The sequence below is a fragment of the Cupriavidus sp. KK10 genome (genome assembly GCF_018223725.1).
In the GTDB taxonomy this organism is placed as follows: Bacteria; Pseudomonadota; Gammaproteobacteria; order Burkholderiales; family Burkholderiaceae; genus Cupriavidus; species Cupriavidus necator.
The window spans coordinates 1,253,336-1,265,316 of the sequence record NZ_CP073677.1 but is presented as its reverse complement, the minus strand read 5'-3'; the positions used below and the strand labels follow the sequence as shown (position 1 = coordinate 1,265,316).

General features: G+C 67.0%; 17 protein-coding genes. All 17 read right to left on the bottom strand.

Going from position 1 to position 11,981, the window contains the following annotated elements:
• Positions 1–4: 4 nt before the first annotated feature.
• The 17 genes from KB879_RS06260 to KB879_RS06180 all read right to left on the bottom strand — a co-directional run bounded on the left by KB879_RS06260 (position 5) and on the right by KB879_RS06180 (position 11,979).
• The gene (locus KB879_RS06260) at positions 5–337 is read right to left on the bottom strand and encodes a DUF1799 domain-containing protein (protein WP_211980927.1); all 333 of its coding nucleotides are present in this window, start codon (positions 335–337) and stop codon (positions 5–7) included.
• A gap of 59 nt (positions 338–396) precedes the next feature.
• Positions 397–777 (bottom strand): phage tail assembly chaperone, encoded by a 381-nt coding sequence (locus tag KB879_RS06255; protein ID WP_211980926.1) that lies wholly within the window; start codon positions 775–777, stop codon positions 397–399.
• Between the two features lie 64 nt (positions 778–841).
• The gene (locus KB879_RS06250) at positions 842–1,771 is read right to left on the bottom strand and encodes a phage tail tube protein (protein WP_211980925.1); all 930 of its coding nucleotides are present in this window, start codon (positions 1,769–1,771) and stop codon (positions 842–844) included.
• A 3-nt stretch (positions 1,772–1,774) separates the two neighbouring features.
• The gene (locus KB879_RS06245; protein ID WP_153954387.1) at positions 1,775–1,978 is read right to left on the bottom strand and encodes a hypothetical protein; all 204 of its coding nucleotides are present in this window, start codon (positions 1,976–1,978) and stop codon (positions 1,775–1,777) included.
• A 7-nt stretch (positions 1,979–1,985) separates the two neighbouring features.
• Complete coding sequence (locus KB879_RS06240; RefSeq protein ID WP_211980924.1) at positions 1,986–2,417, bottom strand: hypothetical protein; 432 nt, start codon at positions 2,415–2,417, stop codon at positions 1,986–1,988.
• A complete protein-coding gene (locus tag KB879_RS06235; RefSeq protein ID WP_211980923.1) occupies positions 2,414–2,719 on the bottom strand; it encodes a hypothetical protein in 306 nt (101 codons plus the stop codon). Before KB879_RS06235 ends, KB879_RS06240 begins: the two co-directional genes overlap by 4 nt.
• The gene (locus tag KB879_RS06230; protein ID WP_211980922.1) at positions 2,719–2,949 is read right to left on the bottom strand and encodes a hypothetical protein; all 231 of its coding nucleotides are present in this window, start codon (positions 2,947–2,949) and stop codon (positions 2,719–2,721) included. Before KB879_RS06230 ends, KB879_RS06235 begins: the two co-directional genes overlap by 1 nt.
• 64 nt (positions 2,950–3,013) lie before the next feature.
• Positions 3,014–3,949, bottom strand: a complete 936-nt coding sequence (locus tag KB879_RS06225) for a major capsid protein (protein ID WP_211980921.1) — start codon at positions 3,947–3,949, stop codon at positions 3,014–3,016.
• Positions 3,950–4,002: 53 nt separating this feature from the next.
• Positions 4,003–4,377 (bottom strand): DUF2190 family protein, encoded by a 375-nt coding sequence (locus KB879_RS06220; RefSeq protein WP_211980920.1) that lies wholly within the window; start codon positions 4,375–4,377, stop codon positions 4,003–4,005.
• 39 nt (positions 4,378–4,416) lie between these two features.
• The gene (locus KB879_RS06215; protein WP_211980919.1) at positions 4,417–5,769 is read right to left on the bottom strand and encodes a S49 family peptidase; all 1,353 of its coding nucleotides are present in this window, start codon (positions 5,767–5,769) and stop codon (positions 4,417–4,419) included.
• Positions 5,770–5,815: 46 nt separating this feature from the next.
• Positions 5,816–7,378, bottom strand: a complete 1,563-nt coding sequence (locus KB879_RS06210; protein ID WP_211980918.1) for a phage portal protein — start codon at positions 7,376–7,378, stop codon at positions 5,816–5,818.
• Complete coding sequence (locus KB879_RS06205; RefSeq protein WP_153954395.1) at positions 7,375–7,590, bottom strand: DUF6148 family protein; 216 nt, start codon at positions 7,588–7,590, stop codon at positions 7,375–7,377. The genes KB879_RS06210 and KB879_RS06205 overlap by 4 nt, the downstream gene beginning before the upstream one ends.
• 3 nt (positions 7,591–7,593) lie before the next feature.
• Positions 7,594–9,708 carry a phage terminase large subunit family protein gene (locus KB879_RS06200; RefSeq protein ID WP_211980917.1) on the bottom strand — a complete coding sequence of 705 codons (2,115 nt, stop codon included), beginning with the start codon at positions 9,706–9,708 and terminating at the stop codon, positions 7,594–7,596.
• Complete coding sequence (locus KB879_RS06195; protein WP_211980916.1) at positions 9,692–10,216, bottom strand: terminase small subunit; 525 nt, start codon at positions 10,214–10,216, stop codon at positions 9,692–9,694. The genes KB879_RS06200 and KB879_RS06195 overlap by 17 nt, the downstream gene beginning before the upstream one ends.
• Positions 10,217–10,361: 145 nt before the next feature.
• Positions 10,362–11,162 (bottom strand): hypothetical protein, encoded by an 801-nt coding sequence (locus KB879_RS06190; protein ID WP_211980915.1) that lies wholly within the window; start codon positions 11,160–11,162, stop codon positions 10,362–10,364.
• Between the two features lie 182 nt (positions 11,163–11,344).
• Complete coding sequence (locus KB879_RS06185; protein ID WP_211980914.1) at positions 11,345–11,662, bottom strand: hypothetical protein; 318 nt, start codon at positions 11,660–11,662, stop codon at positions 11,345–11,347.
• Between the two features lie 101 nt (positions 11,663–11,763).
• A complete protein-coding gene (locus tag KB879_RS06180) occupies positions 11,764–11,979 on the bottom strand; it encodes a hypothetical protein (RefSeq protein WP_211980913.1) in 216 nt (71 codons plus the stop codon).
• Positions 11,980–11,981: the final 2 nt, after the last annotated feature.

Here is an 11,981-nt window from a genome sequence, read left to right as displayed (position 1 = left end):
ACCCTCAGTTGCCCTGCTGGCTGCGCCGCTCTCGCTGCGCCGCAAACTCCTCAAGCGCCGCCGCCTCCATCACACGCAGGTCATTGAAGAGCGCGGCGCGGCGCTTGCGCTTGACGCCATACAGCCGCAGCGGCGTCTCGATCGCGGGATAGTTCAGGCCCGTGCGCACGCATCCGGCGATGCCGGCAACTTGATGCCACTGGGTCTGCACCGTCAGGAACAGCTGCAGCGATTCCCAGTTGTCGGCATGCACCGGGCAGTCCTCGGCGCTGCCGCGCGCGCGGACCTCGTCGACACAATCGCTCGCCACGCCGAAGGCCTCCAGCATCTCGGCCATGTCGGCGTCGACCTCGAAGTCATCGGTCCGGTAGCCGGCCCAATGGCGAGCGATCGCAATCAGTTTTTTTCGCGCGCCCCGTTGCCGTAGGAATTGGTCCAGAACACCAGCTGCGTCGCGAAAAGCGCTTGCGGGATCACCAGCAGCAGCTCGCGATTGGTTTCGCTGAACTCGACCACGGTCTTGCCGTCCTCGCCGACCATGTCGCGCCAGCCGACCAGCACCTGGCGCATCGCGCTCGCCTGCGCGCGCCATTTTTCCGAGGCGGGCAGCTCGGCGGCCTCTTTCTCGACCGATGCCTTCAGCTCTTCGAGCTCGGGCAGCTGCAGGCGCTTGAATTCGGCGGTGAAGGACGAGCGCTCGATCTTGCCGGTTTCGCCGCGCATCTCGACCTGGACGACATCGCGGAAGGTGGGGTTGATTGCCAGCTTGAAAGCCATGGGGGTTCTCCTGAAATGTTTGCGGCCCGCGCATGGCGGGCCGTGTGGCGTGGTGGAAAGTGGGTTACAGGAACGTCAGCAGCAGCTCGTCGTTGCCGGCGTTGGGCACCAGCGACAGCGCCGTCTGCAGGAACACGCTGCCCTCGGAATCCTGATACTGCGGATTGCTCAGTTGCACCTTGGGCGCGTCGAACTTGACCTTGCTGCCGGCGACGGTGCCGTGCGTGATCGAAAGCGCGCCGGTGGTAGCCGCGCGGATGATGCCGGGGAAGTCCTTGGTGGCGATCGACGGCAGCTCCAGCGTCGCGCTGCCGGTGGTGGCGCGATCGGTCAGCTCCACCGTCTCCAGGCCGATCAAGTTGCGATAGCTGATCGTGTTGCCCAGGTCGATCGACAGGGCCTCGCAGGCACCGGTGAAGCCGTGCAGGCTCCAGGCGGCCGTGTTGGTGTTGTTCACCACCAGCGGCACCCGGAAGCCACTGAAATCCGGCGAGGCGGGCAGCGCCGCATCGGTCACCGGCGAATAGATGCCGGTGAAGGTCAACTGCGCCACCGGGATCTGCTTGGCGTTGAGCGAAAACACCACGGTGCCGCGCGCGCCGGTCAGCTTGTGCAGCAGGCCGTCCAGGTAGTAGTAGATCGTGGCCGACTCATAGGTGCCGCTCGCCGGCGCGTACTTCACGTCGGTCGCCGCCGTGACGGTCTCGCTCAGGCCGCAGGCGCGCAGCAGCGGGCCGAACTTCGGCGCGGTGCCGGCCGTGCCGCTGGCCGCCAGTTCCACCTCGAAGTTGACGGTCGAGTAGATCGCCGCCGGCAGCTGCTCGTCGCCGCCCAGGTACGGGCGCACCACATCGCGCGGCACGAAGTCGCCGGTCACCGGCTGCACGCTCATGTTGCGCACCAGGATCGCGTTGGCCGCAGCCGTCGGCGTCGGGTCGACGTTGTAGGTGGTTTCCAGCTTGGCCAGGATCAAGGCCTTGCGCATGATTTTCATCGCTTACTCCTGAGATGGGGCGGGGGCGGCCGGCGCCGGATCTTGGTGGTCCGGACCTTCGACGCGCGTGCGCTTGCCGGTGGCCGGGTCGAATACGTAGCTGCCGCCCAGCCCGGAGTACTCGTCCGAGACAATGGCGGCCGCCGAGTCCAGCGGCGCTGTCGCGCCGTCAGCCGCTTCCGGCTGACTCGAAGGGGTTCGTTTCATGGTTTCCTTAGGCACTCAGGCTGCCGCGCTGGGTGCGATAGAAGAGGTCGTAATGCACGGTGCGGGCCGAGCGCATACCCCCGGTGTGGTCATAAGCGGGCGCATCGGTCGCGAGCTCGCTGACATCGATGAGCTGCGCCGCGGTGAAGCCCATCACCAGCGGATGCACGATCGCCAGCGCCGCCTCGGAGAGCGGGTCGGGATTGGTGTCGCGCACCACCAGCGTGACAAGCAGCTCGCTGTGGCGGTCGACCGCGCCGGTGGTTTCCTGGCCAGGAGCATCAGCACCGTGATGCAGCACCAGCACGTACTTGGTGGCGCGCATCTCCAGCGCCTCGAAGATCGAGCGGGAGAACTGCATGCCCAGCGTCTGCAGCGCGGGCACCGCTTCGAGGGCGGCGCGCAGCTGCTCGGCGTAGGACTCGCGCAGGGTGGTCATGGCAGCTCCTTATGCAACTCCACCGCGACGAAGGCGCCATCGTCGATCGGCATCGGCTCGCCAAAGGGGCGATAGGTGCCGGCCGAGGCGCCGCTGGTCACCACGACCTGGTGCACTCGCGACAGCACGCCGAACACATCGGCGCGACCGGTCAGGGTCCAGGAGCTCGCCCGCACGGTGCCGTCGAGCACGTCCTTGAAACCCTGATCGAGCAGCGCCCTGGCCGACAGGTCCAGGCTCGCCACGGTCACCAGGTCGCCGAAGTCCTCGACGAAAATGTCGAGATCCTCGCCGCGCAGCATCAGCTCTGCGGGTCGCCGTTGTCGGCGCCAGCCCCTTCGCCACCGTCGCCGGGCTCACCATCGCCCGCGGCGGCCTCGCCGGCCTTGGCCGCGGCCTTTTTGCGGCTGAGGATCTCGATCGCGCCCAGCTTCTCCAGCTGCTCGGCCTGGTCATCCGGCAGATCGAACTTGTCGCCGGCCTGATGCTCCTTGCCGTCGGCGTCAACCAACCAATTCGCTTTGACTTTCATGCTTTCTCTCGCAATGACAACAGCCCGCACGCGGCGGGCTGTCAGGGTTTCAGGAATGCGCCGGTCAGGCGATTGCGTTCTGGAAGAAGAACGACAGATCCGGCGCGGTCACCAGCTCGTTGACCCGCTCGCCGGCGCGCACCTGGTAGCCGCCCTCGAGGCCGCCATGCTGCTTGCCGAATTCCGCGTCGGAGATGCGCTCGCCCTGCTGCGCGGTGAAGCCCCAGGTAGTCGAGCGGGTGGTCTCGGCCGGGATCTCGCGGTAGATGAACGCGGCATGCTTGCCCCAGGCGCGCTGCAGCGACATCGCCTGGCCCTTGCGCGCCGTGTTGACGAAGGCGCTGCCCACCAGGATCTCCTCCAGCTCGAGCGCATCGGCCAGTTGCTGGCGCGTCACGCCGCCGCTGGTACCGCCCTTGCCGTTGACGTAGTCGATCACCTTCGGGTGCAGGATCAGCTTGGTCCAGACAGAGCGACCGAAGATCGCGACATTGGGCCGCATGATCGGCGTGTCCAGGTTGGTCAGAATGGCCGTGATCGGATCCGAGCTGGTGTAGTCGGACCACTGCGAGGTACCCGACAGCGTCACCTTGTTGCTGTGGTTGGCCGCACCGAAGACGGTGTTGGCCACGCGCACCTCGCGGTCGAGCGTGACCAGCTTCATCACGAACTCGGCGGCGAGTGCCAGCGGGTCGACACCTTCCGGGGCATTGCGCACGTCCTCGATCGGGACGATTTCGTCCAGGCCGTAGTCGAACACCGCACCGGTCAGCATCGTGCCGCTGCTTTCGACCTGGTTGGGTCGCGCCTTGCGGCCGACGCGGGTGTCGGGCACGGTGAAGTGGTCGGCGACCGTCTGCACCAGATACTTGAATTCGGCCTGCGAGACCGTCACGCGCGGCATCACGCGGTCGGCGATCATCTCGCCGTTGGCGTAGGCGATCACGATCGACGCGATGAGCGCGAGATTGATCGGGTACGGAGCGACAGCAGTCGTCATGGATGACTCCTAGAAATGGGGAAAGGAAAAAAATAGCGAGGACAGCGGGGCGTTTAACCCTGCATCAGACCGGGCGAAAGGAACACGCCGCAGATGTCGCCCGAGACGCCCGATACCTCGGCGAAGCCGATGATGCGAACGTTGGAGCCGGCGCCCGGCGCCGCAGCGACGGCACGACCGACCGAGTCCGAGGTGAGCGGCTGGCCGCGCGTCACGTTGCCGCCGTACTCGATGTCGGCGATGCCGCTGCGCACGATGGAGGGACGGTCGCCGGCGACGTAGGCAAAGCCTTCGGTGGCACCGAGCAAGGTATCGGTGGCCGCGGCGGCCTGCTTGACGGTGCCATCGGTCGCCCCATGGGTGACGATGCGGTTCTTGGCCAGCGCGCTCTCTGCGGTGTGGGTCTTGAGGAGTCCGGGATTGCTCATGGTGGGGTCCTGTGATGGATCGAAGGGAGAGCGCGGCGATTACGCCTGCGCCAGTTCTTTCGCGGCCTGCGTGGCCGCCGCGGCATAGCTCAGCTTCTGGCCGGAGGCCTGGGCGGCCGCCACCAGCTCGCGGGTGCGAGCGGCGATCGCCTTCTGGTCCGGCTTGGCGGCGGCCGCAGCCGGCTCGCTGGTGGGCGCGGCCGGCAGCGGTGCCGGTGCGTCGGCGGCCAGGGTGGCGGCCTGCTTGGCCAGTGCCGCGCGGTGGGCGCCGAGGATCTGCGCCGCCGCCTGGTCGGGCGTGGTCTTGCCGTCGGCCTTGAGCGAGGCAATCAGCGCCTCATGGCCGACCATCGCGTGCGCCTCGATGCCGATAATGCGATCGCGTTCGGCGGTCGCGCCGGCGGTGCGCGCCTCGGCCTGGATTTCTGCCAACAGCTCGGGCGACTGGGCCGCCAGCTCTTCGCGGGTGATGCTCATCGTGGGTCCTTTCGGAGAGGTGGGCAGATCTGCCCGGGTCTTGGAAGGAGGCGCAGGACTGGCCCCCGGGGCTTTGAACTCGCCGGCGGCGAGTCGGGTGATCAGCTGCTCGGCCGTGGCAACGCCATCCACCAGGCCAGCATCGATCGCTTGCTGGCCGACGAAGATGCGCCCGTCGGCCATATCGGAGAGAACCTTGTCGGCAGACACGCCTCGGTTCTTGGCAACCGCATCGACGAATTGCCCGTAGAGGTAGTCGATGTAGTCCTGGATCGAGGACTTCCCCTCTTCGGACAGCGGCGCATAGCTGGTGGCGATCCGCTTGAACTTGCCGGAATAGATGTCCGTCGTCTTGACGCCGCGCTGGGCCTCCGCGCCGGACACGTCTCGGTGCACGGTGGCCACGCCGATCGATCCGACCTCGGTGGTGGTGTCAGCGATGTACACCGCCTGTGCCGCGCTGCCGATCCAGTAGGCGGCGCTAGCCATGGTGCCGTCGGCCAGCGCGATCACCGGCTTGATCGCGCCGACCTCGCGCACGATGTCGGCGAGCTGCTGCGTGCCGGCCACCGTGCCGCCGGGCGAGTCGATATGCAGCAGGATCGAGCTCACCTGGCGATTAGCCGCCGCGGCGCGCAGATCCCGGGCGACCAGGTCGCTCGAGGCGCCACCGGAGATGTCGCTGAAGAGGTTCGCGCGGCGCGCGATGGTGCCCATGATCGGCACGATGGCCACGCCGTTGACAATCTCGTAGTCTTGCGGCGCGCTGCCCAGCGGCTTGCCGATGCTGGCCTCGATCGCCTTCAGGTCGACCGCCTGCCCCAGCATGTGGCGCTCGTAGGCATTGGTGATCGCCACCAGCTTGTCGGGAATGATGGCCCAGGCGCCCGTGACCACATCCAGTAGTCGGTTCATCGTCGCTCCAGAAAAGCGAAACCCGCCATGGGGCGGGTTCGGGTTGTCATTGGTCGTCTGCGCTATCGAGCGGATCCGGCGGCGGGACAGCCTGCCCCGCCGTCGCGCTCAGCAGGCCGTCGCGCTTGCGGGCCTCCTGCTCGCGCGCCTGCTGGGCGTGGTTGTCTTCCCAGTTGCTGCCGTCGTAGCCCATGGTTTCCTTGGCCAGCGTGGTGCGCCCGATCTGCAGGTTTTTCTCCGAGGCCTGCGCTTCCTTGAGCGGATCGATCGCGCCCGGCGCATCGCCCACCCACTGGCAACCGAGCCAGGCGCGGCGAATCAGCGGGTGCTCGAAGTAGCCCGGCGCCGACAAGTAGCCGTTGGCGACCGCCTCGTCGATGACCAGCTCGTACACCGGCTGGCAGAAGTTGGTGGCCAGCCAGAAGCGGCGCATCTTGAAGAAGCGCCACGCGTCCAGGATCGCCGCCCGCGCCGCGGTGTAGCTCGAGGTGTAGTGCTTGATCAGCACCTCGAAGGGCAACTCCAGCGCGACGCCGATCTGCCGCAGGATCGACTGCACGAACGGGTCGAAGAGCGCATTGGGCCGGCCCGGGTTGATCACCTCGACGCTGTCGCCGGGCGCGCCCTGGATCACCGCGCCCTTGCCCAGCCGGTATTCCGGGTTGTCCGTTTCATCGGCAACGATCGCATCACTGCCCTCGGTCTTGATGAAGACCGTGAACATGCCCGACACCACCGCGGCGGCGAGCTCGGCATCGGTGTAGGTGCCGAGCTGGCGCAGCGGATCGATCACCGGCGCCAGGTACGGCTCGCCGCGCGTCATACCGACCCGCCGGCGCTCGAACAGGTGCAGCACGTTGCGCCGGCCGGACCCGCTGCCGAAGGCCTCGCGCCGGTCCCACACGCGTTTGCCGCCGACGGCGCCCAGTGCTCCCGGGTGCTTACGCAGAAAGTGGTACGCGACCGCTGCGCCCACATTGTCGAGCTCGACGCCGCCGGCAAACTGGTCGTCGTCGCGCCGCCCCTGCGGGTTGCTGCACCGGTCGGCCTCGATCAACTGCAGGCGCGTGCGGTAGCGCGTGCGGTGGCGCTCGAGCATCGGCGTCAGCACGAATAGGTCACCGTTCTCCGCCGTCGAGCGATACACCAGCTGCTGCAGCTCGTAAAACGTCTGCGTCAGCGCTGCATCGCATTCCTTGCTCTCGGCCCACAGCGCAAATTCGCGTTGCGCCTGCCGCTGCCAGGCGGTCGCTTCTTCCGGCGTGAGCCCGAGCACATCTCGGTCGACGGTGGGCTGCGGTGCGAGGCCCGTGCCGACCACGTTGGTGACCACCGTGTTGATCGCGCCGCGGGCGAGCGGGTTATTGCGGGCGAGGTCGCGACTGCGGTTGCGCAGCACGGCCAGCTGCGGGATCAGGTCCGCGTCGGCCGAGCCACCGAACGCAAACCAGTTCTTGAGCGAGCGCTTGATGGTCGAGCCGCCGTCATAGGCGCCGGAATAGGCCTGCACCGTGCGCGCATGCACGCGCCGGTTGCCGGCCGCCGGGCTGAAGTAGTTGACGACGCGGTCGACCATCGTCAGCCGTGGAGTGGGCTTTGCGACCTTCATTCCGCCACCCCGTAGCCGATCGTCATGCGGCGACCACCGCGGCGGGCGACGCGGAGCTTACCTTCCCAGTAGTCGATCTGCTGACGGATCTCGGCGGCATCGACGCGGGTGAAGCTGCGCCCACCGATGGTGTAGGCCTGATTTTTCGCCACGGCGCTGCTGGCGGCCAGCCAGAGGTCGAGCTGCTGCTGGGCTTGTTCGGCTGTGATCATGAATCAAATCTCCACGCCGCCCGAGACGGTGCCATAGCGGCGCCGGCGTCGGGGTGGCAGGTTGGGTGAATCGACGGTTGCGGGCAGCACTTTCGGTACCGGCGGCAGTTTCGGCGCTTCGTCCGCGTCGTCGACGTCGTCGACTTCGTCCGCCTGGTCGGCAACGGGTGCATCGGCCGCCGGCCCAGACTCGACCGGATCCGGTACCGGCTCGGGCTCATCGAACAGCCCGCCCTGCGACAGACGCGCCTCCAGGATCGACCAGTCGCGCTCCTGCATCAGGTGCACCTTGGCCGCGCGCGATGCGTGCAGTGCGTACACCTCGCAGTCGAGCGCCTCATTGCGCTTGCCGACCTTCTTCTGCCAGACGCGGATTACGTGGCCGTTCTTCTGGCGCACCGGCGCCTTGACCTCAGCCAGGAGCTGCTCGAAGTAGTCCGCGATCACGTTTTTGTAGACGTGAAAGCGGCCCGGCCCCCTGCCCTCCAGGCTGACGCGGCCGCGCTCGCCGATCAGCAGGTCCTTGGCGCGCCCGACGCCGACCATGAACACCGACACGCCATAGCGCGCGGCCTTGGTGTTCTTCTTGTTGGTCTCCATCACCGGGCCAGGCTTGCGGAAGATCTCCGCATCGGGACTACGCGCGCCCTTGATCGCCATCACGTGCGGCACGCCACGACCCTGGCGCGATCGCACGTACTTGTAGACCGCATCCGAGGTATTGCCGTCCGAGCTGTCGATCGACGCGGCGCTGATGCTCAATGCCATGCCGCGCGCGTGGCGGTACTTGCCAAAGATCAGCTTGTCGAGCTGATTCCAGCAGTCGTCTTGGATCAGCGCGGTCTGCCCGTACAGGCGCTCGTACAGCACCAGCCAGGTCTCCTCGCCGCGGCCCCAGGCGCGGATGACGACTTCGAGACGATCCGGCTGCACGTCGACACCGATGGTCAGCAGTAGGCCGCCCTCGGGCACGGTGCGCGGCAGGTAGTCCTTAGCGCGCTCGGCCAGCTCTTCCGGCTTGGCCTGGTCGCCCTTGAACGAGTAGGCCTCGCCCTTGGAGCTGTTGGTGAAGGCGACCAGCTTGCTTTCGTCTCCCATCGCCAGGTGATGCAGCGCCGTGAGCCAGTTCTCCATCAAGGTGGGCATGGTCGAGCCCGGAAACGGGCTGTACAGCTCGTTGATGAAGTAGCCGGCGATGCCATTGAACGGCGCAGTCGCCATCCAGCGGCCGGCGCGCACGTTGCGGCGCTTCTCCGCGTCGTTCCAGAGGCCGCCGCAATGCGGGCAGACGTAGTAGGCCTTTTCGGGCACCTTGTTGCCGAAGATCGGATGCGAGACCGCCGGGTCTTCGGGGCACTTCAGGTTGTCGAAGCTGAGGGCATGCTCTTCGCCGCAGTGGTGGCAAGGCACCATGCCGACGCGCTTGTCGGACAGCTCCATCTCGGCCGCGATCGTCGAGGTGCCCTCGACCGTCGGCGTGCCGCCGATCACGATCTTGACGCGCGAGCGCCGGAAGGTCTTCGTGCGCTCCTTGGCCAGCTTGATCGAGTCGCCCTGGCCGCGCAGGTTCAGGTTGCAGTCGTCCGGCTCCTCGATGAAGATCCGCGGAATCGGACTCGACTTCACCGAGCTGGGCGAGTTGGAGCCGACCAGCTTCAGGAAGCCGCCGCGGAAGCGCTTGAACAGCATGCGCTGCTGCGACTTGCGGCTGCGCAGATCCACCGCCTGGCGCAGCCGCGGCGTGGCGGTGACCATCGGCTCGAACTTCTCGGCCATGTATTCCTTGGCCGCGCCCTCTTTCGGGAACAGGCCCAGGATCGGCGACGGGTCCAGGTCGATCCACTTGCCCAGCACGTTGCCGAGCACGCCCGAGGTCCAGGCGACCTGCGCCGACTTCTGGCAGCACACCTCGATCACGGTCGGGTCATCGAGCGCCTCGAGTGGGTTGCCTGGCCAGCACAGATATGGCGTCACCTCCGGGTCGTACTTGCCGGCGCGGTCGGCCTCGATCGACGACAGGAAGCGGAACTTGCGCGCCCACTCCAGCGCGTTCATGCGCGGCGGCAGCGCCCAACGCGCGACAGCGGAGCGCAGCGTGCGCTTAGCCGTCGTCGTCATCCTCTTCATCGTCGCCGGCATCGTCAGGATGCTCAGCGTCGGGATCTCCATCATCGTCCTCGCTCAGGTGCTGGAGCTTGCCCAGGCACTCCTCAATGAATGGCAGCACCAACGCCTCGTCGACCTCGACGCTGTGCTTCTCGAATATGGCGTCGGCGATCTTGCCGGGAAGCAGCAGCAACTCGGTCTTGGCGGCCTCGACGTGATCGCCCCACAGGCGCTCGAACGTGGCGGCCGGCGCCAGCATGTCGAGCTTTTCGCCGATGCGGATCTCGACCTCGATCTTGCGGGCGCGATCGAGCTCATCCTTGGGGCTCGACAGGCCTGCGCGATGCATCTCCCGCTGCGTTAGCCAAGTGATCACCGCGCTGGTGTCGTACTCATTGCCGCGGCCGCGCTGGCCAGCCAGCGTCACTGGCATGCCCTCATCTTTCTGCCAGCGAATCAGCGTCTGTACGGCGAAGCCGGTGATCTCTGCCAGCTCCTGCAGGTTGACCGTCTTGCCCATCGGATCTCCAACTAACTAACCCTTGCGCCCCCTTTATCTAGAAACGAAACGCGGATCGAATTACCCCCATGACGCGGTTTCCGGAAGGACCCGGCCGGCCCCGGCGGGCAGGCCGGGCCGGTGGCGGCGTCCGCTGCACTTTTCGTCAGCGTCGCGCCGTGGCCTCGGCCAGGTCGGCCGCGGCGCGCAGATTCGGCACGAGATTGGTGCTGGCCACCTCGCCGACCAGGTCAAAGAACGGGAAGCGCGCGGCGTACTGCGGCGCGTCGATGAACAGCAGCACCGGCTTGGCCGCGCCCCGCTGCAGGTGGCCGATGCGCGCGCGCTCGGCCGTGCTGTACGCGTCCTTGCGGTAGATACCGGCGGGCAGCTTGCCGTCGGGCTGGCTGAGCGCGAAGTACGAAAAACCGCGCAGCCCCTTGGACGGCCGCCCCTTGGCCAGGCTGTCGCGCCGCTTGTCCGTCATGTTGGCGCGATAGCCCTGCTCGCCGAACGCGCGGAAATACGACAGCAGCTGCACGATCTGGCCACGGTTCAAGTTGCCGAAGGCATCGAGCTGGGCCGCCTTGCCCGGCACGGTGGCCTTGCCGGCGGGCAGGATGCCGGCGGACTGCAGCGAGCGCTCGTAGCGCTTCAGGCGCCGCTCGCCCCCGTAGACCTCGGGCAACAGGTACTTCTCGGCCGGCGTGCCCTTGCCCGCGTCGCTCTTGACCCACACCCGCGCCTCGGGGGTCTGCTTGGTGGCCGAGCGAATGTAGATCGCATTGAGCGTGTACCGCGTGGGCCGATCGAAGCGCTTGCCCATCTCTTCGACCAGGCGCTGCTTGGCATCGAGCGCAGTCTGCGTCAGGCCCTTGGCCACCGCGAACGGGAACTGCCGGCCGAGCTGGTCTTCCATCAGCCGCAGGAACGGGCCGATGTTGGTGGAAGCCGTCACATTCGCCATGGCCACTCCGAATCAGGAAAAAGAACAGGTCGGCGCGAACGGGAAGAACGCGCCGGCCTATCGAAAAGGGCCCGCACTTGCGAGCCCCAGGGAGAAGAAAATCGGGCCGATGCGTAGCGGCGCATCGGCCCGAAAAGCCCTGCCAGCCATCCCCCGATAGCCAGGCAGAGAGGAGACACGGTTCAAGCGCCGAACGAGCCCGCGTCCGCCGCGCACCCACACTCGTCGCAGTGGCTGGCCAGCAGCATCGCCGCCGGCAGCATCGACATGCGCTCTTCGAGCCCACACAAGCGGGAAGCGGATGCACCCGGCGCCAGGCGCGACGACGCCGGCGCACGACGCGGGACCGACACGGCAGCCAGCAATAGCGCGCGCGAGGCGAGCACGTCAGGACTGCGCCCGGCCGCTAGCGTCGGCGCTATCACCGGCATGCGGATCGGCGGCAGCGGCTCGCTCCGCTTGCTCCGCCACCATGCGATCAGCCTGCAGATTCCCTTCATGTCGCCGCCTCCTTTTTGCGCGCGCAGCGCCGTTGTCCAGTAGTTCGAGAGTCATGATCGACCCCACGGTCATACCAAGCAGCCACCCGTACACGCCACCCTCACAGGCTTGACTGCGACCGACCGTCGATCTCGGCATACACAGCGCCGGCCGGCGCGCAGTCGAGGCGGAATTTGTTATCCTCGCCGCGCTGCTGGTATGGCACAGGCAGCAGATCGCCCTGGCTGTTTTGGTCGAAGACGCGCACGACTTTTCCTTTCGCACGGTAGTCGTGCGTAGCTACATCGATCAGCACGGCAAGGGAGATCACCCTCATGA